20 protein-coding genes and 1 other RNA gene are annotated in these 22,117 nt (G+C 63.4%); 13 read left to right on the forward strand and 8 right to left on the reverse strand.

Annotated elements, in window-relative coordinates:
* Positions 1 to 52 precede the first annotated feature (52 nt).
* The 3 genes from HD842_RS21255 to HD842_RS21265 all read left to right on the forward strand — a co-directional run bounded on the left by HD842_RS21255 (position 53) and on the right by HD842_RS21265 (position 2,035).
* On the forward strand, positions 53 to 859 hold the full coding sequence (locus HD842_RS21255; RefSeq protein WP_183557088.1) for a hypothetical protein: 807 nt from the start codon (positions 53 to 55) through the stop codon (positions 857 to 859).
* Positions 860 to 907: 48 nt separating this feature from the next.
* Positions 908 to 1,663 carry a DUF4852 domain-containing protein gene (locus tag HD842_RS21260; RefSeq protein ID WP_183557091.1) on the forward strand — a complete coding sequence of 252 codons (756 nt, stop codon included), beginning with the start codon at positions 908 to 910 and terminating at the stop codon, positions 1,661 to 1,663.
* Positions 1,664 to 1,729: 66 nt separating this feature from the next.
* Positions 1,730 to 2,035: a hypothetical protein gene (locus HD842_RS21265; RefSeq protein WP_183557093.1), complete on the forward strand. Its 306-nt coding sequence runs from the start codon at positions 1,730 to 1,732 to the stop codon at positions 2,033 to 2,035.
* A 73-nt stretch (positions 2,036 to 2,108) separates the two neighbouring features.
* On the opposite strand, the gene ggt is transcribed toward HD842_RS21265, so the two are convergent.
* Both ggt and HD842_RS21275 read right to left on the reverse strand, forming a co-directional pair.
* Positions 2,109 to 3,875, reverse strand: a complete 1,767-nt coding sequence (ggt, locus tag HD842_RS21270) for a gamma-glutamyltransferase (protein ID WP_370660866.1) — start codon at positions 3,873 to 3,875, stop codon at positions 2,109 to 2,111.
* A gap of 2 nt (positions 3,876 to 3,877) precedes the next feature.
* A complete protein-coding gene (locus HD842_RS21275; RefSeq protein WP_183557095.1) occupies positions 3,878 to 4,306 on the reverse strand; it encodes a hypothetical protein in 429 nt (142 codons plus the stop codon).
* 177 nt (positions 4,307 to 4,483) lie between these two features.
* Between HD842_RS21275 and pstS the strand changes: the two genes are divergently transcribed.
* The 3 genes from pstS (at position 4,484) to HD842_RS21290 (ending at position 8,974) form a co-directional block, all read left to right on the forward strand.
* Positions 4,484 to 5,512, forward strand: a complete 1,029-nt coding sequence (gene pstS / locus HD842_RS21280) for a phosphate ABC transporter substrate-binding protein PstS (protein WP_183557097.1) — start codon at positions 4,484 to 4,486, stop codon at positions 5,510 to 5,512.
* A 90-nt stretch (positions 5,513 to 5,602) separates the two neighbouring features.
* The gene (locus tag HD842_RS21285) at positions 5,603 to 6,265 is read left to right on the forward strand and encodes a winged helix-turn-helix transcriptional regulator (protein WP_183557099.1); all 663 of its coding nucleotides are present in this window, start codon (positions 5,603 to 5,605) and stop codon (positions 6,263 to 6,265) included.
* 21 nt (positions 6,266 to 6,286) lie between these two features.
* Entirely contained in the window at positions 6,287 to 8,974 is a 2,688-nt protein-coding gene (locus tag HD842_RS21290) for a bifunctional diguanylate cyclase/phosphodiesterase (RefSeq protein ID WP_183557101.1), read from the forward strand.
* 37 nt (positions 8,975 to 9,011) lie between these two features.
* Here the strand turns inward: HD842_RS21290 and yghU are convergent, their stop codons facing one another.
* The 6 genes from yghU to HD842_RS21320 form a co-directional block, all read right to left on the reverse strand.
* Complete coding sequence (yghU, locus tag HD842_RS21295) at positions 9,012 to 9,854, reverse strand: glutathione-dependent disulfide-bond oxidoreductase (protein ID WP_183557103.1); 843 nt, start codon at positions 9,852 to 9,854, stop codon at positions 9,012 to 9,014.
* A 284-nt stretch (positions 9,855 to 10,138) separates the two neighbouring features.
* Positions 10,139 to 11,029, reverse strand: coding sequence for an RNA polymerase sigma factor RpoH (gene rpoH, locus HD842_RS21300; protein ID WP_183557105.1), 891 nt, complete (start codon positions 11,027 to 11,029; stop codon positions 10,139 to 10,141).
* A 587-nt stretch (positions 11,030 to 11,616) separates the two neighbouring features.
* A complete protein-coding gene (gene ftsX / locus HD842_RS21305) occupies positions 11,617 to 12,537 on the reverse strand; it encodes a permease-like cell division protein FtsX (protein ID WP_183557107.1) in 921 nt (306 codons plus the stop codon).
* Positions 12,534 to 13,205 carry a cell division ATP-binding protein FtsE gene (locus HD842_RS21310; protein ID WP_183557109.1) on the reverse strand — a complete coding sequence of 224 codons (672 nt, stop codon included), beginning with the start codon at positions 13,203 to 13,205 and terminating at the stop codon, positions 12,534 to 12,536. The genes ftsX and HD842_RS21310 overlap by 4 nt, the downstream gene beginning before the upstream one ends.
* 23 nt (positions 13,206 to 13,228) lie before the next feature.
* Positions 13,229 to 14,392 (reverse strand): signal recognition particle-docking protein FtsY, encoded by a 1,164-nt coding sequence (gene ftsY, locus HD842_RS21315; protein WP_183557111.1) that lies wholly within the window; start codon positions 14,390 to 14,392, stop codon positions 13,229 to 13,231.
* Positions 14,393 to 14,491: 99 nt separating this feature from the next.
* The gene (locus HD842_RS21320) at positions 14,492 to 16,189 is read right to left on the reverse strand and encodes a thiamine pyrophosphate-binding protein (RefSeq protein WP_183557113.1); all 1,698 of its coding nucleotides are present in this window, start codon (positions 16,187 to 16,189) and stop codon (positions 14,492 to 14,494) included.
* 368 nt (positions 16,190 to 16,557) lie between these two features.
* Between HD842_RS21320 and HD842_RS21325 the strand changes: the two genes are divergently transcribed.
* From HD842_RS21325 to HD842_RS21355, 7 genes are all read left to right on the forward strand, one after another.
* Positions 16,558 to 17,556, forward strand: coding sequence for a hypothetical protein (locus tag HD842_RS21325; RefSeq protein WP_183557115.1), 999 nt, complete (start codon positions 16,558 to 16,560; stop codon positions 17,554 to 17,556).
* Positions 17,553 to 18,374 (forward strand): SUMF1/EgtB/PvdO family nonheme iron enzyme, encoded by an 822-nt coding sequence (locus HD842_RS21330; protein WP_183557117.1) that lies wholly within the window; start codon positions 17,553 to 17,555, stop codon positions 18,372 to 18,374. Before HD842_RS21325 ends, HD842_RS21330 begins: the two co-directional genes overlap by 4 nt.
* 44 nt (positions 18,375 to 18,418) lie before the next feature.
* Complete coding sequence (locus HD842_RS21335) at positions 18,419 to 18,622, forward strand: hypothetical protein (protein WP_183557119.1); 204 nt, start codon at positions 18,419 to 18,421, stop codon at positions 18,620 to 18,622.
* Between the two features lie 141 nt (positions 18,623 to 18,763).
* Positions 18,764 to 19,111: RNase P RNA component class A (gene rnpB / locus HD842_RS21340), an RNA gene on the forward strand.
* Between the two features lie 58 nt (positions 19,112 to 19,169).
* On the forward strand, positions 19,170 to 20,663 hold the full coding sequence (gene glpK / locus HD842_RS21345; RefSeq protein ID WP_183557122.1) for a glycerol kinase GlpK: 1,494 nt from the start codon (positions 19,170 to 19,172) through the stop codon (positions 20,661 to 20,663).
* Between the two features lie 177 nt (positions 20,664 to 20,840).
* Positions 20,841 to 21,353, forward strand: a complete 513-nt coding sequence (locus HD842_RS21350) for a Csu type fimbrial protein (protein WP_183557124.1) — start codon at positions 20,841 to 20,843, stop codon at positions 21,351 to 21,353.
* A 12-nt stretch (positions 21,354 to 21,365) separates the two neighbouring features.
* Positions 21,366 to 22,103 (forward strand): fimbrial biogenesis chaperone, encoded by a 738-nt coding sequence (locus tag HD842_RS21355; RefSeq protein WP_183557126.1) that lies wholly within the window; start codon positions 21,366 to 21,368, stop codon positions 22,101 to 22,103.
* The last annotated feature ends 14 nt before the right edge of the window (positions 22,104 to 22,117 follow it).

Here is a 22,117-nt window from a genome sequence, read left to right on the forward strand (position 1 = left end):
ACGGCAACAGGCTGCGTTCGCAGTTCTGAAACCTGAAGAGGAACCCACCACCATGAAACATCGCGGCAAGATTTTGCGGGATACAAACACCGGCCCAGGCCTGTTGAGTAGCGACGGCGTACAGCATCCATTCACACTGGAATCGCATTGGAAATCAGACATCCCGCCGAAGGTCGGCATGGTGGTCGATGTGACGTTCGATCCGGCCGGCGGCCTGGGAATGCTGATGCCAGTGGCCGATTCCCAGCTGGCTAGGGAACAGGCCGAGCTTGCCGTGCAGGCAGCCAGGGCCAGGAGCGGTGAACTGGCCGCCGGCATGACCGCGCGTTTTGGTGTGCCGACCATGTTGGCGATGGCCGCGCTCGTGGCGGGCTGGTTCGTCCTCAACACGATTGCGATCCAGATGTCGGCCCAGTTCGGCATGGGGCTGACGTTCTGGAAAATCCTGGGCATGATCAATTCGCCAGCCGGGCTGCTGATGGGATTGGATGGCGGCAGCGGCGGCGGCAGCAGCGGCATCTACGGCGTTATGTGCATCGTCGCGCTGGTTGCACCATTGGCGCCGCAGTTCTGGAAAGACAAGCGCGCCCATCTTGGCGGCCTGCTGCCGCTGGCCTTCATGCTGGTGATCGCGCTGATGATCTACCTCGGCATCAACGACGGCCTGAAGCAGGCGCAGGGCGTGGCCGGCTTTATGGGCGGCAACAATGCTTCTCGCATGGCCGAAGACGTCAGCAGCATGATGCTGCGCGAAGCCATGCGCGCCATTTCCATCGGTGCTGGCGGTTATTTGTCCCTGCTTGCCAGCCTCTATCTGGCCGGTCGCGGCGCCATGAAATTTCTCGCAGCCCGCGCTTGAATTCAAGCCGCCATTTTCTCCATCCAAGAATCATCCACAAGGAACATCATGTCCCACTTCGCATCTCCGCTGGCCGCCTTGTTGGCGCTTTCCCTGCTCGCCGGCCTGACCGGCTGCAAAGACAAGGCGCCGACCGATACCGCCATCACACCCAACCTGGCTGACGCCGCAACGCCCGCCGCCGTCGAGGAGCGCGTCAAGGAAGCGGCCCGCGCCAAACTGCCCAAGGGTGACCCGAGTACGCCTGCCGGCAGCTATATCGATCTCGACAGCGGCAACCAGATCATGTTCGCCTACCTGGGCGTCGCCGGCATGCCGATCGATTACAACGAGGTGGCTGGCAGCTATTCGCGGGACTACATGATGGCGTCGGACGAGTTCAAGAAAAACGATCTGCTCAATGCGTTGAAAGTCAAGATTGACGCTGGTGTGGCGCAAGCAGCGCAGCAACGCTACGTGAAGCTGGAGGTCGCAGACTCGGTCGGAAAATACGACTTCGAGAAAAAGGGTTTCCCGCTTGATTCGTCGGTGTGGGAAAAAGGCTCATACCGCTATTTCAACGACAACAGCAGCTACAAGATCGGCTTTAACAACGGCGCGGACTTTCGCTACCTGAACGTGCCCGAAGAAGACAAGGCCCGCGCGATCGAGAGTCTGCGCAGCAAGAATGAAACGATGCGCACGGTGGTGTATGGCTATGTGCAGGATGCCGACATCAGCAAGAAAGTGGTGCAGGCGCAGATTCTCAAGGTCGAACTGGTCAGCAGGAACGGCGACGTCCTTGCCACCCGCACTGCGCAATAACGATCATGCCGGACGGCGGCCTGCCGTCCGCATTCATTCAATCAACGATATCCCATACCCATCATCATGCAAAAAATCGTCACGACAATCGTTTCCCTGTGCGGCCTTGCCTTGCTCGCCGCATGCACCACCGTTGCGCCCAATACCATCCGTGAGGTCAACGACAATGAGGTCGCGCGCTGCAGACTGGCCGGCCCGGTTCAGGGCGCCGATGCCGTGTTTGTCGGCCTGAGCGCCGCAATCGGCTCGAAGAATGCGCGGGCAAAGGCGATGAATCAGGCGGTACGCCTGCAGGCAACCGACGTGGTCTGGTCACAGCAGGGCACCAGCATGACCAGCGAATGGGTGGGCAAGGCGTACGTCTGCAAATAAACCATTTTTAAAACCCGGAATCGGCTTGTCGGCACGGGGCGATCCGGTGATGGCGCCTCGTGCCGGCCGATGTTCAGTGGCCGCGCCGCTGCACCAGCGCCGTACCCGCTCCATGGCGCTTGCTTTCGCTGACTGCGGTTACGGTGCCATCCGGGTTGAACACCAGCGCATTGGCCGCGCCGATTTCTTCTGGTGGTGATTCCCAGCGCTGGCCGAAGCGCGCGAGCGCCGTTGCCTGTGCGCTGCCCCCAAAGCCCGGCTCGACCGATGTGGTGGCGGCGTTGCGCTGGCTGATGCGCGGGGCATCCACTGCCTGGTGCATCGGCATGCCGAAGTCGACGTAGTTGACGATCGTTTGCAGCACGGTCGTGATGATCGTCGCGCCGCCCGGGCTGCCCACTGAAAATGCCGGCTTGCCATCCTTCAATGCAATCGTCGGCGCCATGCTGGAGCGGGGCCGCTTGCCGGCTTCGGGCACGTTGGGGTGCGGGCCGGCGAAGTCGAAGTCGGTCATCTCATTATTGAGCAGGAAGCCGTAGCCTGGCACAACAATGCCGCTGCCGCCCCACGATTCGATCGTGAACGTGTACGCGACCACGTTGCCATCCTTGTCTGACACCGTCAGGTGTGTCGTGTGCAGGCTTTCCGGTGGAGGCCGGATGCTGGCACGCACCGGTGGCAGCAGCGGCACGCTGGGATCATTCTGGAATGCATACGGATTGCCTGCCGCCACCGCGCCCGGTGCGGCCTGCTGCAGCGAGATCAGTGCGCGGCGCGTGGCAGCAAAGTCCTTCGACAGGAAGCCCGCCAGCGGCGCATCGATGTATTCGGGATCGGCCAGATAGGCGTTGCGGTCGGCGAACGCGAAGCGGCTCGCTTCGATATACAGGTGCTCGGCCTGCGCGCGCGGCAGGGCTTTCAGGTCGTAGCCTTCGAGGATATTGAGCGCATGCGCGACCGTCGTGCCGCCACTGCTGGGCAGCGGCATGCCATACAGTTCATAGCCGCGGTAGGTGCTGCGCAGGGCAGGGCGGATACGTGCCTCGTAGTTGGCCAGATCGGCTAGCGTCATCGTGCCAGCGCGGACATTAACGCCCTTGGCCACGGGCGGGCGGTTGACGGTGTCGACGATCGCGCGCGCCATCGGGCCTTCGTAGAATGCTTTCACGCCGCCCGAGGCGATGGCGCGGTAGGCCCGCGCCATATCGGGATTGCGCAGCAGCGTGCCGGTAGGGATGGCCTTGCCGTCGTGCAGGTACAGCGCGCTCGTCGGTGTGAACTGGCGAAACTTGGCCAGGTTCTGGTCGACCAGGCCATTGAACGTGGCGTTGACCCGAAAGCCCGTGTCGGCCACCGCGATGGCCGGCGCCAGTACCTGCGCGAAGCGCATGCTGCCGTAGCGTTCGAGCGCCTCGTGCCAGCCGCGCACCGTGCCCGGCACGCCCACTGCCGCGCCGCTGGCCACCGCCGTGTCGAAGTCGATCGGCTTGCCATCACGCTCGAACAGCGTGGGGCCGGCCTTGGCTGGCGCCGTCTCGCGGTGGTCGATCGTGATCACCCGTTTGTCCCTGGCCAGATAGATCACCATGAAGCCGCCGCCGCCGATGCCGCAGCTGAACGGATCCGTCACGCCCAGCGTGGCGGCTGCGGCAACGGCCGCATCGACTGCATTGCCACCGTTGTTCAGGATGGTCAGCGCGGCTTGCGAGGCCTGCGCGCTGATGGTGGCAACGGCGCCGCCGTGCCCCGTCGCGACGGGCGCGCCGGTGGCGGGCGCAATGACGATCGACAGGACCAGGCCGCAGGCCAGTGCGGCATTGACCGGCGAGCGGGCCGCCACGATTACGTACCGTACATATTGAGCACCACCGGATACGACGCCGGCTTCGCCTCGATCATGCCGCGCGCCGGTGGCTCGAACGAGCGGTCGAGCTCGACGCGCGCGCCGCGCAGCGCCGGCGATGTGAAGCCCGGTTTGCCCGGCACCAGCCAGAATGCCTGCGCCACGTTCTGGATGCGCAGCGTGAAGCGGTAGGCGACACGCCCGGCCACGATGCAGCGTGCATTGTCCGGGCAGCGGGTGTCGTCGGCACCTTCATAGGTCAGGCTCAGGCGCTGTTCGGGCGCCAGCAGCAGGCTCTGGCTTTCGCTGAGGTTGTACTGCGCGTCCGGCAGGCGCTCCGGCGCGGCGCAGCCGGACAACAGGCCAGCGCCGAGGCAGACGGCGGCGGTGCAGAAGACGCGGGCCGGACGGAAGATCGAGGGGCGCATGGTGTCATCCAGTGTTTGGCAGGGAAAACCCATGATAGCAAAAGCGCAAGCGCAGCGGCGCGGCATGATGCGCCCGGGCGTCATGAACACGACGATTGTGAAGTCATAAACAGGTCATATTCGCAGGCTATTCTTTGTCCCGTAGTGCAAAACATATCCCTCAACTAAGGAATAACAATGTTCAAAAAGATCCTCGCCGGCGCCGCTGCCGCACTCGTGATGACGACCTCGTTTGCCGCCGACATGACCGGTGCAGGCGCTACCTTCCCGTACCCGATCTACGCCAAGTGGGCCGAGGGTTACAAGGCAGCGACCGGCAATGGCCTGAACTACCAGTCGGTGGGTTCGGGCGCCGGTATCAAGCAGATCAAGGCCAAGACCGTCGACTTCGGCGCGTCGGACATGCCACTCAAGGCAGATGAGTTGGACAAGGAAGGCCTGATGCAGTTCCCGGCCATCATGGGCGGCGTGGTTGCCGTGGTCAACGTCGACGGCGTGACCCCAGGCCAGCTGAAGATGACCGGCCCGGTGCTGGCTGACATCTACATGGGCAAGATCACCAAGTGGAACGCCGCGCCGATCGCCGCGTTGAACCCGGGCGTCAAGCTGCCGGACACCGACATCACCGTCGTGCACCGTGCTGACAGCTCGGGCACCTCGTTCCTGTGGACCGACTTCCTGGCAAAAACCAGCCCGGCCTGGAAAGAAAGCATCGGCTCGGGCACCACCGTGAAGTGGGCCGTGGGCGTGGGCGGCAAGGGCAACGAAGGCGTCGCCGCCAACGTGCAGCGTATCAAGGGTTCGATCGGCTACGTCGAGTGGGCTTACGCGAAAAAGAACAAGCTGTCGCACACCCAGCTGCGCAATAAAGAAGGCGTCGATCTGCAGCCAAGCGACGACGTGTTCAAGGCAGCTGCGGCGAACGCCGAGTGGAACAAGACCCCAGGCTTCGGCGTGGTCCTGACCGACGGCGCTGGCAAGCAAAGCTGGCCAGTCACCGGCGTGTCGTACATCCTGATGCACAAGGAACAGGCTGATGCGAACAAGGGCAAGGAAGTCGTCAAGTTCTTCGACTGGGCCTTCAAGAACGGCGCGCCAGCAGCAGCTGAACTGGACTACGTCCCGATGCCAGCCAGCGTCGTCAAGCAAGTGCAGGATGCCTGGAAAGCCAACCTGAAAGACGCTTCCGGCAAAGCGATCATGTAATCAGGCAGGTGAAGTAACGATCCGGCAGCGCGACTGCCGGATTTTTTTATCAGCACATCCAACCTCGGCATCTCACAGACTGGGTATCCCATGACAATGGCGAACACGATCGTCCTGGTGATTGACGACAAGCCGGCCATCGCCGAACTGCTCAAATTTTCACTGCACGAGGACGAGTGGGTCTGGCACAACGTGCCGAGCCTGGCGCAAGCCTGGGACTTCATCGGACGCGAACGGCCCGAACTGCTGCTGCAGGAATCGATGCTGCGCAACGAAGGCGGCATGCGCCTGCTGGCCCGCCTGCGCGGCGACAGGCGTCTGCGCGAACAACCCGTCATCCTGCTGGCGGCCGAATGTGCTGAAGGCGAGCGTCCGCTGGCATTGCCGGCGCCGGTCACCCATCCCGAATTCATTCCGCAGGCGCCGATCGGCGAAGCGCGCGAACTGTCGCCCGAATCGCGGGTGCTGCGCTCGGGCCGCCTGGTGCTCGATCCGCTCAGCTGCAGCGTCAGGGTCGGCAACAGCCGGGTCGAAGTACGCCACGCCGAATATCGCCTGCTGCGATTCTTGCTGTGCCATCCGGGCCAGGTCTTCTCACGCTCACAATTACTTGAACAGCTGTGGGACGCGCACCAGTCGCTCGACCAGCGCACCGTCGACGTCCACGTGCTGCGCCTGCGCAAGGCGCTGGGCCGCGCCAAATCGCTGATCAAGACCGTGCGTGGCGCCGGTTACATGCTCGCGCCAACCTGACATGCAGTGTTTGCCGGCAGCATGAGCCACCACCCCCGTATCGCGCCTTCCATCACGCCTCACCGCAACAAGCGCTACCTGGTGCTGGCATGGCCGCTGCTTGCGCTGTTGCTCTGCATTGCGCTGTGGGGCGCGACCCTGGTGCGGGTGGACGCCGAACAGGAGCGCGTTGCCGGCCAGATCCGCAAGGATGCCGCTGCCTACGCCGAAGCCTACGAGCAGTACATCACGCGCTCGGTCGCGCAGATGGACCAGATCACGATGCAGCTCAAGTTCAGCTGGGAGAACTCGCGCAAGCCGGAACTCCTGGCGGACATGCGGCGCGACGGCATGTTCACCGACAGCGCCTTCCACGTGGTCGCCGTGCTCGACCGACGTGGCATCGTGCGTTCCAGCACGCGGCCCGGCCTGGTTGGCGCCGACCTGGCGGACGGCCCGTATTTTTCGCGCCACCGCGACAACAATTCGACGGCGCTGCGGCTGGGCACCACGCCGGTGCAGTTCGGCGCGGCCGACGACGTGGTGCTGTTCACGCGCCGCCTGGATGACCGCGAAGACGAGTTCGACGGTGTGATCATGATGGCGGTCGATGCGCGCTACTTCACGTCGTTCGTCAGCCCGGCCACGCTCGGTGCCGGCGGCATCGTGGCGCTGGCCGGCAGCGAAGGGCGCCTGCGCGTCGAACAGCGCAGCGACGGCGCCGCGTTTTTCGACACTGCCACGCTGCCGCGCCGCGGCGCCGCCTGGTCGGGCGAGCAGGGCGTGCGCGAAGTCGATGGGGCGAATGGCTTTGCCGACGGCCAGTCGCGCGTGCTGGGCTGGCGCCAGTCGCCGGTCTATCCACTGGTCGCACTGGTCGGCTTGCCGCGCGCCGATACGCTGGCCGCGACCAATACCTACTGGACCGACAGCCGCGACCGCGCCATTGCCGCGACGCTGTGCCTGATGCTGCTGGGCGCCGTCGGCGCCGTGCTGGCGCAGCGCGCGCTGCAGCGCGGCACCGAACAGGACGACGTACGGCGCGCCTACCGCACCGCCACCGAAAGCGGCAACGACGGCTTCTACATGGCAGCCGCCGTGCGCGGGCGGGATGGGCAGATCGTCGACTTTCGCATCGTCGACTGCAATGAACGGGGCGCCTTCTTCTATGGCATGACGCGTGACGACCTGGTCGGCGCGAGCCTGGCCGAGATCGACACCGGCCTGTTCGGCGAAGAATTGCTGGCCACCTACCGCAAGGCGATGGAGACGGGCTTCCATGAGGACGACCGCAAGATGCCAAGCGACAATCGCCTGAACATCAGTTGGGGCCGGCGTCGCCTGGTGCGGGTCGGTCATGGCCTGGCCGTCACGCTGCAGGACATCAGCGAGCGCAAGGCCCACGAGTCGCAGCTCGAGCGCCTGGCCAACGTCGACTCGCTGACGGGCCTGGCCACCCGCCACGCGTTGTTGGAGCGCATGCCGGCGATGCTGGCACAGGCACAGACCGCCGACATGGGGGCGGCGCTGCTGTTCATCGACCTGGACGAATTCAAGCACATCAACGATTCGCACGGCCACGCCACCGGCGACGGGGTGCTCAAGTGCGCGGCCCAGCGCCTGCTGTCGCTGCTGCGCCCGTCAGACCAGGTGGCCCGCTTCGGCGGCGACGAATTCGTCGTCCTGCTCACGCCCTGCGATGGCGAGCGCCAGGCGGCGTCGGTTGCGGCGCGCATCGTCGAGGCGTTTGGTGTGCCGTTCCTGCTGGGCGACGAGCTGCACGCGGTGGGCGCATCGATCGGCATCAGCATGTACCCGCGCGACGGCGCCGATGCCGAGACGCTGGTGCGCCACAGCGATATCGCCATGTATGTCGGCAAGAATGACGGCAAGGGCCAGTACCGCTTCTTCGATCCATCGCTGTCGACGACGCTCAATTCACGCGCGCGCCTAAAGCAGCACATTCTGGAAGCGCTCGAGGGCGACCAGTTCGTGCTGCATTACCAGCCGCGTGTCGATGCCCGCAGCGGCGAGTTGCTGAGCATGGAAGCGCTGGTGCGCTGGCGCCATCCGACGCTGGGCATGGTGGCGCCGGGCGACTTCATTCCACTGGCCGAATCGACCGGCCTGATCGTGCGCATCGGCGAAGCCGTGATCGACAAGGCGTGCGCGCAACTGGCCGCGTGGCGCGAGGCCGGCGTGGCGCTGGTGCCCGTCTCGATCAATGTCTCGCCCAAGCAGTTTTTGCGCGGCGGCGTGCAGCGGCAGCTGCGCGCGGCGATGGCGCGCCACGGCGTGCCGGCCAGCCTGATCGAGGTGGAAATCACCGAGTCGGCGATGATGGGCGACCAGGACGACATCCTGGCCGAACTGGCGGCGCTGCGCGCGCTGGGCGTGAAGCTGCACGTGGACGACTTCGGCACGGGCTACTCGTCGCTGTCGCAATTGCAGCGCCTGAAAATGGACGTGCTGAAGGTCGACCGTGCGTTCACGAACGAGCTGGCCAGGTCGAAAGAGGGCAAGGTGTTCTTCCAGGCGATCGTGTCGATGGCGCACGCGCTGGGGATGTCGGTCGTGGCCGAGGGCGTGGAAACCGCCGAGCAGCTGGCGATCCTGCGCGGCCTGGAATGCAATGAAGTGCAGGGTTACTTCATCGCGCGCCCGATGCCGGCGCACGAGATGGCGGTGTTGATGGCGCAGCGCTATTTACTTGAGATAACAGCAGCTTGAGATAGCGGCGGCGCCGTCGTGAGCGCCGCCGCGACGATCAGTCGAGGTCGGCAGCGCTGTGGCGTTCCAGCACCTGGTCTTCCGCCGGTCCGAACGACCGGTTGACCTTGCGCCCACGCACCACGGCCGGCCGCGCTGCGATTGCATCGGCCCAGCGCTTGACGTGCTTGTACTCGTGCACCGACAGGAATGTGGCCGCTTCGTACAGCTGACCGAGTACCATGCCGCCATACCATGGCCAGATGGCCATGTCAGCGATCGTGTAGTCGTCGCCGGCCATGTAGCGGTTGTCGGCCAGATGGCGATCCAGCACGTCGAGCTGGCGCTTGGTTTCCATCGCGTAGCGGTCGATCGGGTATTGCAGTTTTTCCGGCGCATACGCGTAGAAGTGGCCAAAGCCGCCGCCCATGAATGGCGCCGAACCCATCTGCCAGAACAGCCAGTTCATCGTCTCGGTGCGCGCCACGCCATCTTTCGGCAGGAACGCGCCGAACTTCTCGGCCAGGTACACGAGGATCGCACCCGATTCGAACACCCGCACGGGCTCGGCGCCACTGCGGTCGACCAGGGCAGGGATCTTCGAATTCGGGTTGGCGTCAACGAAGCCGCTCGAGAACTGCATGCCTTCGTTAATGCGGATCAGCCAGGCATCGTACTCGGCGCCCGCATGGCCGGCGGCCAGCAGTTCTTCGAGCATGATCGAGACTTTCACGCCATTGGGCGTGGCCAGCGAATACAGCTGCAGCGGATGTTCGCCGACCGGCAGCGCCTGGTCGTGCGTCGGTCCGGCGACCGGGCGATTGATGTTGGCAAAGGCGCCGCCCGGGGTGGCGGGCGGGGTCCAGACAGTTGGTGGGACATACGGCGTTGAATCAGGCATGGCGTTTCCTTGAGCTGACGTGTCAGAAGAACCATTCTAGCCAATGGGCGACAAACGTGTCGGCGGCGGCTTCACGCGTTCAAGTTACCCCGGTTTCGTGGCGGCCACGTGTTGTTGAACGCGTGGACGGGGAACCCGTCCACCCTACAAAAATACCGTAGTGTGGGCGGCTATGCCGCCCACGCGTTCAACGGAACCACAATCCGCCAAGTCGGGGTTGAAAAGCGCAACGCCACATAAGAAAAAACCCCGCCGAAGCGGGGTTTGGGAGATGGCAGAGGGGCTCAGACAAACGCCGTCAGCGCACCCTTCATCTTTTTGAGGGCAGCCGACTCGATCTGGCGAATCCGCTCGGCCGACACGCTGAATTCTTCCGCCAGCGTGTGCAGCGTGGCACCCGACCCATCGTCGTTGGCCAGCCAGCGTGCTTCGATGATGCGGCGCGAACGCGGATCCAGCTTGCCGAGCGCCGATTCCAGGCCTTCGGACTGCAGGCGCGTGACTTGCTGGGCTTCGAGCACCTTGGTCGGCTCTTGCTGCTCCGACGACAGGTAGGCGATCGGCGAGAACTTGTCGTCTTCGTCGTCGGTTGGCGACTCGAGCGCGATATCGCGGCCCGACAGACGGGTTTCCATCTCGATCACTTCTTCACGCTTGACGCCCAGCAGCTTGGCCAGATCATCGACCTGACCCGGCGACATCGCATCCAGGCCCACCTTGTTGCTGCGCAGGTTGAAAAACAGCTTGCGCTGCGCCTTCGTCGTCGCGACCTTTACGAGGCGCCAGTTCTTGAGAATGTACTCATGCATCTCGGCCTTGATCCAGTGCATCGCGTACGACACCAGGCGCACGCCCTGGTTCGGGTCGAAACGCTTGACTGCCTTCATCAGGCCGATATTGCCTTCCTGGATCAGGTCCGCGTGCGGCAGGCCGTAGCCCAGATAGCCACGCGCGATCGACACCACCAGGCGCAGGTGCGACAGCACCATCTTTTGCGCTGCGTCGAGATCGTTATCGTCGCGCAGCCGCTTTGCCAGCGACATCTCTTCTTCGTGCGTCAGCATCGGCAGGCGGTTCACTGCCGAGATGTACGCATCGATATTGCCGAGATTGCCGGTGAAACCTAGTCCCAGAGCACGATTGCCGGTCGGGACCAATGCGGATTGTGCGGACATGTTTATTTCCCTTTTAATAATCTTGCTGCATCCTGACGGGCCTCGGCCTCATGCCGGTGACACCATCCTGAAGCCAACATCGCTTCGTCATGCGGATACTTTTGCTTGAAATTTGATTGCCTTGGACCATATATTAGCACTCCCCCAAAGAGAGTGCCAGAACGTGGCCAGAACTTAAGACTGTCCAAAGTATTGCCTATGGGAATTAAATCCGCAAGCAAACTTACTGTAGAACAGCACTTGAATATTCGTTTGATTCAGATCAGAACCGAGCCGATAAACACTGGAAATCGCGTACAGGTTCAGAGTAAGGCGCGACAGACAAGCTCTCTGTTGAATGGCGCACGTACGAATGGGACGGCCTGTAGGAGTTCTACGCAAGACAGCGTAGGGAAGTGCGAAGCGACCGTAGGAGCATTAGCGCACTGCGGCGCATTCCGACGGTCAGGTAATCGGGGAGGCAGCGCAACGGCCGCCTCGCCCTGCTATGGAAGTGGTGCCACTTCCGCCATTTTCAACACCCTGAATCAATCTTTTTTATTCAGCAATATTGTAGGAGTGCCGTTGCCGGCACTCCTGTAGCGCTGTCAGCGCCCCCGCGCTAGGTGACGCCGTACCGACAGCATGGCGCCGATCAGGCCCAGTCCAGCGCTCACCGCCAGCAAGCCGGCAATTTCCAGTCCGCCCAGCGCCATCAGCTGGAATTGTGAGCCATACAGCCGCGCAAATTCGGCGATGGCGCCATTCAGTGGGTGCAAGGCAAGCGCCACCACGCCCAGGGCCACGCCGCCGGCGCACAGGCCGAGCAGGGCGCCCGTATAGAAGAACGGGCGGTGAATGAAGTCATTGGTCGCGCCGAGCAGTTGCGAGACGGAGATTTCTTCTTTCTGCGTCAGCACCTGCAGGCGGATGGTATTGAACACCACGGCGATGACGACGATGCCGAGCGTACCGGCCAGCAGCAGCAGGGCCAGGCGCAGGATGCCCAGCAGCGCAGCCAGGCGCTTGACCCAGGCCGAGTCGACCTGCACCGTCTCGACGCCGGGCAGGGCGCGCAGGCGCTCGGTGATGGCGTCGACCTGCGCGGCGGCGCCGGCGCTGGCAAAGCCGCCCAGCTTCATCACGTAACTGTCCGGCAGCGGATTCTCGCCCAGCGTTTCCAGCACCCCGCCCAGGCTGCTGCGTGCCTTGAGCGATTCCAGCGCTTCTTCGCGCGGCACGAACATGACTTCGCCCTTGCCCTGCGCGACGATCTGGCGAATCTGCGGCAGCAGGGCCTGTGCATCGGGCCGGCTGACATCTTCGCGCATGAACAGGCTGATCTCGGGGTCGACCGACAACTGCTCGGACAGCGGCCGTACATTGTCGAGCAGGGTCAGGCCAGCAAACGGCAGCGTGAGCGCCAGCGCGACGACGAGCACGTTGAACAGGAAGCTGCCGGGCGACTTGCGCACGGTCGACAGCGCGGCCACCAGGGCGAAACGGTGCTGGCGCAACCACGGGCTCATGCTGCACCTCCGACCAGTTGGCCATTTTCGAGGCGGATGACGCGCTCGGCGCGCTCCAGCACGTAATCGTCGTGGGTCGAGATCACGCACGTGACACCCACTGCATGGAACGAGCGCAGCGCATCGAGCACCTTGTCGGCCGCGACGCGGTCGAGGTTGGCGGTCGGTTCGTCGGCCAGGATGATCTGCGGCCGGTTGACAATCGCACGGGCCACGGCCACGCGCTGCTGCTCGCCGCCGGACAGTTCCAGCGGCATCGCGCGCGCACGATCGAGCAGGCCGACCTTGTCGAGCGCGGCGCGGGCGCGCTGCTCGGCTTCGGCCGTGCGCGCACCGGTTACCAGCATCGGCAGCATCGTGTTGGCCAGGATATTGCGGTCGTTGAGCAGGCGTTGCTGCTGGAAGATGATGCCGATATTGCGGCGCAGGAACGGGATCCCGGCCGGCTTGATGCGCCCGACGTCATGCCCGCTGACGATCACCTTGCCGCTGGTGGGCCGCTCGACGCCGGCGACCATTTTCATCAGGGTCGACTTGCCTGCGCCCGACGGGCCGGCCAGGTAGACCAGCTCGCCCTTGCCGATGGCGAGCGTGACGTCGTGCAGCGCATAGCTGCCCTGCGCGTCGCCGTGCGTGTACTGCTTCGATACTGACTGGAATGCAATCATGGTGTCCTTGTTCGATCAGCCGCTCAGCCGAGCAGCGCGTCGACGAATTCTTCGGCATTGAATGGCTGCAGGTCTTCCAGCTTTTCGCCCACGCCGATGAAGTACACGGGAATCGGGCGGTTCTGCGCGATTGCAGCCAGCACGCCGCCTTTCGCGGTGCCGTCGAGCTTGGTAACGACCAGGCCCGTCAGGCCCAGCGCATCGTCGAATGCCTTCACTTGCGCCAGCGCGTTCTGGCCCGTGTTGCCGTCGATGACGAGCAGGATTTCATGAGGCGCGCCCGCCATGCCCTTGCCGATTACGCGCTTGATCTTTTTCAGCTCTTCCATCAGGTGCAGCTGGGTCGGCAGGCGGCCGGCCGTGTCGATCATGACGACATCGGTACCGCGCGCCTTGCCGGACTGGACCGCATCAAAGGCAACGGCAGCAGGATCGCCCGACTGCTGCGAAATCACGGTCACGTTGTTACGCTGGCCCCAGACCATCAACTGCTCGCGCGCGGCGGCGCGGAACGTGTCACCCGCAGCCAGCAGCACCGACTGGTCGAAGCTTTGCATGTGCTTGGCTAGCTTGCCGATGGTGGTGGTCTTGCCGGCGCCGTTCACGCCCGCGATCATCATCACCAACGGGTCGTGGCGGCCCAGCTCGAGCGGCTTTTGCAACGGCAGCAGCATCTCGATCATCAGGCTCTTGAGCGCCGTCTTGACGGCGGGCGCGTCGAGCAGCTTGTCTTCCTTGACCTTGCGGCGCAGTTCGGTGAGCAGGTGTTCGGTGGCACCGATGCCGGCGTCGGACATCAGCAGCGCTGCTTCGAGTTCGTCGTACAGGTCTTCGTCGATGCGCGCACCGACGAACAGCAGCGACAGGTTGCTCGAGGTCTTGGACAGGCCGGCCTTCAGGCGCGCCATCCACGATTGTTTCTTTTCCAGCTCGGTGGTGGGGCGCTCGGCGGTTTCCGGGAACAGGTTGCTGCCTTCGTGCAGCACGCTGACCTCGGTCTTGAGGTCAGGCTTGAGGTCGGGCTTTACCTCGGGCTTGGCGTCCTTCTTGATATCGGGCTTGGCCACGGCTGGCGCCGGCGGCGCCGGCCTGGTGGCAGGCGCGGCAGGCGCCGCGGGTGCAGCAGGTACAACAGGTTCCGGCGCCGGGGTATCGGGCGCTTTCTTTCTTTTGAAGAAGCTGAACATAGTGTCTGGTGGGGGACTTCGTGCGAACGCCGGCGGGGCCGGCGATGAAAAAACGTGCGAATATTTTACCAGAGCAGCAATACGTTCCCGCTTTGCGCGCTAGCGTGCTCCTTTTGCGGCCTCGGCCTGTGCACGCATCATCTCGAGCGTGGCGTTCGGGGTGATCAGATTGCCGTCGTAGCGCAGCTCGATCACGGCCGGCAGCTGTTCCTGCGCCGTGTAGGCCAGCGCGCGCGCCAGCGCCGGTGCAAAGTCGGCGGTCTGGTCGACCACTTCGCCATGGCCGCCATAGGCGCGCGCCAGCGCCGCGAAATCGGGATTGTGCAGGTTCGTGCCCGACACGCGGCCCGGATAGGTGCGCTCCTGGTGCATGCGGATCGTGCCGAACATATTGTTGTTGAAGACCAGGATCACGACGCCGGCGCCGTACTGCACGGCAGTGGCCAGTTCCTGGCCGGTCATCATGAATTCGCCGTCACCGGCAAAGGTCACCACGGCGCGCTCGGGATGCACGATCTTGGCCGCGACGCCGCTCGGCACCGCATACCCCATCGCGCCATTGGTCGGCGCCAGCTGCGTGCGCATGCCGCCATAGCGGTAGAAGCGGTGCGCCCACGACGCGTAATTGCCGGCGCCGTTGGTAATGATCGCGTCCGCTGGCAGGGCGCTTTGCAGATCCTGCACCACTTGCCACAGGTCGAGCGGGACGCCTTCGCGCAGCAGGGCAGGTTGCGACTGCCACGCGGCCAGCTCAAGCCTGGCCTGCGTCACGCTGTCGTGCCAGGTGGCCTCGACCGGGTCCATCGCGGCGAGCATGGCGCACGCCTGCGGCATGCCGGCAGCGATCATCAGTTCGCCCTGATACACGCTGCCCAGTTCTTCGGGATCGGGATGGATGTGCACCAGGCGCTGGGCCGGCACGGGCGCGGCCAGCAAGGTGTAGCCGCCGGTCGTCATTTCGCCCAAGCGCGGGCCGATGGCGATGATGAGATCCGCATCTTTCACGCGCGCGGCCAGCTTCGGATTGATGCCGATGCCCACGTCGCCAATGTAGTTCGGATGCGCGTTATCGAGCAGGTCCTGGAAGCGGAACGTGCAGCCCACCGGCAGGTGATTGCGCTCGGCGAACTGCGCCAGGTCGGCGCACGCTTGCGCAGTCCAGGTGCCGCCGCCCAGCAGCACGACCGGACGCTCGGCCTCTGCCAGCATCGTGCGCAGTTGCGCGATCTGCTCGGCAGATGGTGCCCCGTGCGCTGGCGTGTAGGCACGCGTGTCGGCGACTTCCGCCAGCGACACCAGCATGTCTTCGGGCAGCGCCAGCACCACCGGACCGGGACGGCCGCTGGTGGCGACCTGGAACGCGCGCGCCAGGTATTCAGGGATGCGGTCAGCGCGGTCGATCTGGGCCACCCACTTGGCCATCTGGCCATACATGCGGCGGTAGTCGATTTCCTGGAACGCTTCGCGATCAACGAAGTCATTGCCGACCTGGCCGATGAACAGGATCATCGGCGTGGAATCCTGGTAAGCCGTGTGTACGCCGATCGATGCATTGGTGGCGCCCGGCCCGCGCGTGACGAAGCAGATGCCCGGCTTGCCGGTGAGTTTGCCGTAGGCCTCGGCCATGAACGCCGCGCCCCCTTCCTGGCGGTTGATCACAAACCGGATGTTCGAATCGTGCAGCGCGTCGAGCACGTCCAGGTAGCTTTCACCCGGGACACCGAAGGCGGTATCGACGCCGTGAATGGAGAGGGCATCGACCAAGATCTGGCCGCCGGTGCGGGAAGGGTGCGTCATGGGGGGATCATCCTTGATGTTTTGGCTTAGGTATTTTATGTGAGCGGTTGACACGCGGCTTTTGAAATGGCGACACGAATTATCAGAAAAGACAGGTGTGACGGTTGTCCGCTGTCGGCATGTACGACGTCGGCGTGACCAACAGTGCAGATAATCGGTGCTCCGTAAAGTCATTGACATAGCCGATGTTGAGCGATAACCTTCTCATAAGGGCTGGAGACGCCCCGCTGGATCGTCGGCGCCGCCAACGCCGAGAGCAAGTCTCACGTATCGAAACATCGAACGACAATCATTGCGACACACGCCCATTAATCCATTGCACTTCCCACTGGCGGCCTCGGGGATGTTGGATGGAACCGGAGAACGCTGTGTCTAATCAAATCAAACCCCTGTCAACGCCTGGTTATTTGCTCCTGCGCGATGGCCACGCTGTTCCACTGCACGGAATCTCCCCTGACCATATCAAGGCAGGGGCCAAAGAACGTGTTTCAAACCTCGACATCGATTCCATAAGACATCGGCAGTGCTTGACAGCTATTGTTGATCGCCTTGGTTTTGCCGGTGACTTCGGCACTTTCCAGCAGCAAGGCTGGCCCGAATTCCAGCGCTTCCTCAATCGAAAAGGTTGTACTCGCCAGGCCGGACTTTTCCCATCGGAACATGGCGGCTGTATCGACTTGCACTTCGGTACATACGGAGGGCCGAGGCCGCGCGAGCTTGCAGACCGCATTTTTGCAGATTCAGACGCGATTCCAACCCGCGTGTTTCTTGGTTATGGCGTTGATTGGCAAGCTTGGGACAGTGGCAATGGCATCGTCGCGCCGGTCGAAGCCATTGCATCAATCGGTGCCGATGAAAACACTGCAGCACAGTATGCGAAAGAACTATTCGGATGTCGTCACGATCTGGCAGGTCAGTGGGGGTTCCTTGACGACAAACTGATCGATGGCCCGTTACTGACCGTCGTGGACAAAAGTTACTGGCCGCCCGGCTCTTCTAAAGAGGAACGGCATCGGCACCTGGAGAAGGTCACTGCTGCAGTCAAGGCGTTTCGAAAAGTATTCGACTCCCGGCATAATGGATGGGTTGATGTCCTTCCCTACAATAATAATCTCGTCGTACTTCGTGCACACGATGGCTGTTGGAACGTCTTATGGCGAAACTACAGGGAAACAGAACCTCCACGAGCCATGCAGTCGGAAGATGATTCTGATCTGGACGTAGAAGATATGCCCTCGTGTCTGAGGAGTCAGGTAGCGCATCAGCGCGCGATCTATTTGCGGCAAGACCTCTGGGACGAGAGGGAAAGCATGACGCCGAGCAGGCGTTCTACGATCGGGGCGGGAGCATTCCTGAACGCCAGATGACTGACAACACGGCGGTCATGACAGTGTGGCTGCGCCAGCAGGGGAAACTCCCTGTACCCGAATTTGTTTCTCACGATCGAGATCTGCCGCCGGGCTTCAGCGTGGTAGCTCTCGGCGGACGTGTGGTTGCGGTGAGTGAGATGATCAGCGTCGGTGCATTCCGAAGCATGCTTCGTGATAGCGGTTACGACGAGCGACAGCGAGAGCGAAGTGAACCGTGGAGCCGAGCCAACGAAGACGTTTCGAATGAAATGCCGGTAGGTGCTTCGTGGTTTGACGCACAGGCGTTCTGCGCTTGGAAGGAAAAGGAGCTCGGCGTCATGCTTAGACTTCCAACGCGAGATGAACTTCGTACGCTTCGTCCAGCCTTTTCGCCGCACTATGAGCGGCTTGCGATGCTTGATTTTCCATGGGAACACTACCCGCCGCTCCCCATTTTGGACGCTACGAGAGTAATGCAGGAGCATGAAGTCCCCTCGGCCGTTGCCTGGTCCGAACCGCGGTTTTTGGGACATGGGAAAGACGTACCTGAGTTCCCTGAAGACAGCGGGTTGTCGCTCACGTCGCGCAAGCGCTGGATTACGGACTTTCCGCCCCGTGCTCCGTGGAAGAGTTCAATACCTATCGCGCAGTACTATGGACTTACGTTCATTGATGCATGGGATACCTGCGAGTGGTGTCAGGAAAAGGGTTGGGTAAGCGGTCGTTTCTGGGAAGGTGCGATTGGTGCAAGCTCTTGGGGAGGTTACAAGAACATGAAGACGACTTTCAGACTCGTTATGGATATTGAGGACCTAAACCGCAGGCCACCAAACTGAGCATTTTTTATATCAGGAGAAAATTATGAGCAAGAATAGCGGAAATGGACATGCGTCTCAGGGAGCAGGTAAAAGCTCGGGGTCAGGTAAAAGTTCAGGAGGCGCCGCTGGTGGGCGACCTGGTGCGGGCGCCGGAAAAGGTCCTGGCAATGCAGGTGGTTGGCCAAGCACAACAGGAGGGGTTTCTGGGGGAAATCGTAGCAATGGTAAAGCACGCTGACACCGGCTTGTTCAACCTACCGAGGTGACACCGGGCATCTGACATAAATATAGTCGGGTATTGGGAAGGCGAGGCCGGCACAAACACCTGTCGGCTATACCTGTAATTCGCTTGCAGCGTCGGCAAGAATGGCGGCACTGCGCCCAGCCATCGGTTACAATGCCCCCGTGAAGCAGGCCAGGCAGTCGCTGGTCCACGCCGCAAGGTCGTGGACGGGAGGAAGGTCCGGACTCCATAGAGCAGGGTGACGGTTAACGGCCGTCCGCCGAAATCCGCTGGCGCAAGCCAGTGGTACAAGGCGAGGAATAGGGCCACAGAGACGAGCGTATTTAGTTACGGTGAAACGCGGTAACCTCCACTCGGAGCAATTCCAAATAGGCACGCGTTGATGTTGCTCGCGGAGCGTGCGGGTAGGAAGCTTGAGCGCTGGAGTAATTCAGCGCCTAGAGGAATGATTGTCCAAGTGTCGCCGCAAGGTGGCGCTACACAGAATCCGGCCTATCGGCCTGCTTTACACATAATTCATGACGCGCACCGCTCGGTGCGCGTTTTCCCGGTCGTTCCGGAGACCGTCAGTGACCCACTACATCCTCGCCCTCGACCAGGGCACCACCAGTTCGCGCGCGATCGTGTTCGACGACGCCGGCGTGGCCGTGGCCAGCTGCCAGCGCGAATTTCCCCAGCATTTTCCGCAGCCCGGCTGGGTCGAGCACGATCCGCTGGACATCTGGGCCAGCCAGCTTGCCTGCGCGCGCGCCGCGCTGACCGACAGCGGCGTCGACCCTGCGCGCATTGCCGCGATCGGCATCGCCAACCAGCGCGAAACGACGCTGCTGTGGGACCGCGTTACCGGCGAACCCGTGGCCAACGCCATCGTCTGGCAAGACCGGCGCACGGCCGGCGCCTGCGACCGGCTGCGCGAGGCGGGCAGGGCGGCCATGATCGCCGAACTGACCGGCCTGGAACTGGACGCGTATTTTTCGGCCACCAAGCTGCAATGGTTGCTCGACCATGTCCCGGGCGCCCGCCAGCGCGCCGAGCGGGGCGAGCTGGCCTTTGGCACCGTCGACAGCTATCTGGTCTACCGCCTGTGCGGGCGCCACGTGACCGACACCAGCAATGCGGCGCGCACGATGCTGTTCAACATCCACACGCTGGCCTGGGATGACGCCTTGCTGGCGCTGTTCGACATCCCGCGCGCCGTGCTGCCCGAGATCGTGCCCAGCAGTGGCCTGGTCGGGCATGCCGCCGCCGAGTGGTTCGGCCACCCGATCCCGATTGCCGGGATTGCCGGCGACCAGCAGGCAGCCACCTTTGGCCAGGCGTGCCATCGCAAGGGCATGGTCAAGAATACCTATGGCACCGGCTGCTTCATGCTGATGCATGCCGGCGCTACGCCACCGGTATCGCATCACCGCCTGCTGTCGACGGTGGGCTGGACGCTCGACGGGCGCAGTGATTACCTGCTCGAAGGCAGCGTCTTCATGGGCGGCGCCACGGTGCAGTGGCTGCGCGATGGCCTGGGCATCATCCGCCAGTCGCGCGAGGTCGAGGCGCTGTCCACCAGCGTGCCCGACAGCGGGGGCGTGATGCTGGTGCCGGCATTCACCGGCCTGGGCGCGCCGCACTGGGATCCATACGCACGCGCCACCATCCTCGGCATGACGCGCGGCACCACGGCCGCCCATATCGCGCGCGCCGCGCTCGAGGCGATTGCCTACCAGAGTGCCGACCTGCTTACCACGATGCAGAAGGATGCTGCCTGCGCCGTTACCGAACTGCGCGCCGATGGCGGGGCGGCGCGCAACGACCTGCTGATGCAATTCCAGGCCGACCTGCTCGGCATTCCCGTGGTGCGCCCGCGCGTGACCGAAACGACGGCGCTGGGCGCCGCCTGGCTCGCCGGCCTGGCGTGCGGTGTCTGGGAGTCGCCCGCAGCACTCGAACACCAGTGGCAGGTCGACACCTGTTTCGAGCCCCGAATGCCGGCCGAGCGCCGCGCGGCGCTGATGGCGCGCTGGGCGCGGGCCGTTGCGCATGCACGGTCCTGGGCCGAGCCGGAGGATTAAATCCGCTGCTGGATGACAACGATGCAACGAGTGTTGCAAAAAACCAGCAAATCGCGCAGATTCAGCAGAATTGAAAAAAGCGCTTTGATTCCACATGGAAACACATGTATCATATTTTCTGAGTTGAGCAAGACGATGCGCGTCGCGGTGACAGCGCCCTTGAATCTGGAGAATATGATGATGACCACCCCAAAACGTATCCGTGTCCTGGCTGCTGTCCTGGCTGCTGTCATGCCTTTCACCACGGGCGCGGCGGTGTACTCCAAGAGCAAGAGCAGCACCTTCGACGTCACGATGCGCGTCGTGGCCGACTGCACCATCGCCGCCAACGGCATCGACTTCGGCCAGACCGGTGTCATCACCTCGGCGCTCACCGGCTCGTCGAACATCAATGTGACCTGCACCAACACCACGCCCTACAATGTGGGTCTGGACGCCGGCACCGGCGCCGGTTCGACCGGCACCACGCGCTTCCTGAGCGGCACCGGTGCCAACGTCGACACCGTCGCCGTCAACCTGTACCGCAGCGCCGGCTCTAGCCTGTGGGGCAATACCCAGGGCACCGACACGCTGGCCGGCACCGGTACCGGCACTGCGCAGACGCTGACCGTGTACGGTGAAATCCCGGTCCAGAAGGCGCCGACGCCGGACAACTACAAATCGACGATCACCGCGACCATCTACTTCTGATCGGAGTCGTGCATGCGGGGTTTCTTCTCCATCGCGCTGGCGGCGGCACTGTGTTCCGGTACGGCGGCGCACGGCGCCAACCTGCAGATTTCACCGGTGTCGATCAGCTTCCAGCCTGGCCAGAACTCGGCCGGCATCCAGTTGCAGAACAATGGCGACACGCCGCTGTACGGCCAGGTCCGGGTGTATGCCTGGGACCAGCGTGATGGCATCGACGCCTTGACCCCAACCACGCAGCTCGTGGCCAGCCCGCCGATCATCGAGATCGCGGGCAAGAGCGCCCAGACGATCCGCCTCGTGCGCCGCGCCGGCGCCCCAGTCGGCACACCCGCGACGCCGGGCGGCGCCGAACAGACCTACCGCATCCTGATCGATGAACTGCCACGTGGCGATCCCCAGCAGGCCAACGTCGCGATCCGCCTGCAGTATTCGGTCCCGGCGTTCGTGCTGCCAAGCGATACCCAAGCTGCCCCGCAGATCGAATGGAGCACCTTCCAGCGCGCCGGCGCGTGGCACCTGCGCGCCCGCAATACCGGCGCGCTGCATGCGCAGATCGGCGCCACCAGCGTGACGGTCGGCAGCCGCGACGTCGTGCTCAGCAAAGGCTTGCTGGGTTACGCACTGCCAGGCCGCACGCGCGAATGGGCCTTGCCCGCCGACGTTGCCGGTGCACTGCCGGCGCCGCTCGCCATCGCCACCAACGTCAACGCCAAGCCGCAGTCCGCCAAGGCGGCCGTCGCGCGCGACTGACGACCGGGGCAGCC

It is taken from the genome of Massilia aurea (assembly GCF_014200505.1).
Taxonomy (GTDB): Bacteria; Pseudomonadota; Gammaproteobacteria; order Burkholderiales; family Burkholderiaceae_D; genus Telluria; species Telluria aurea_B.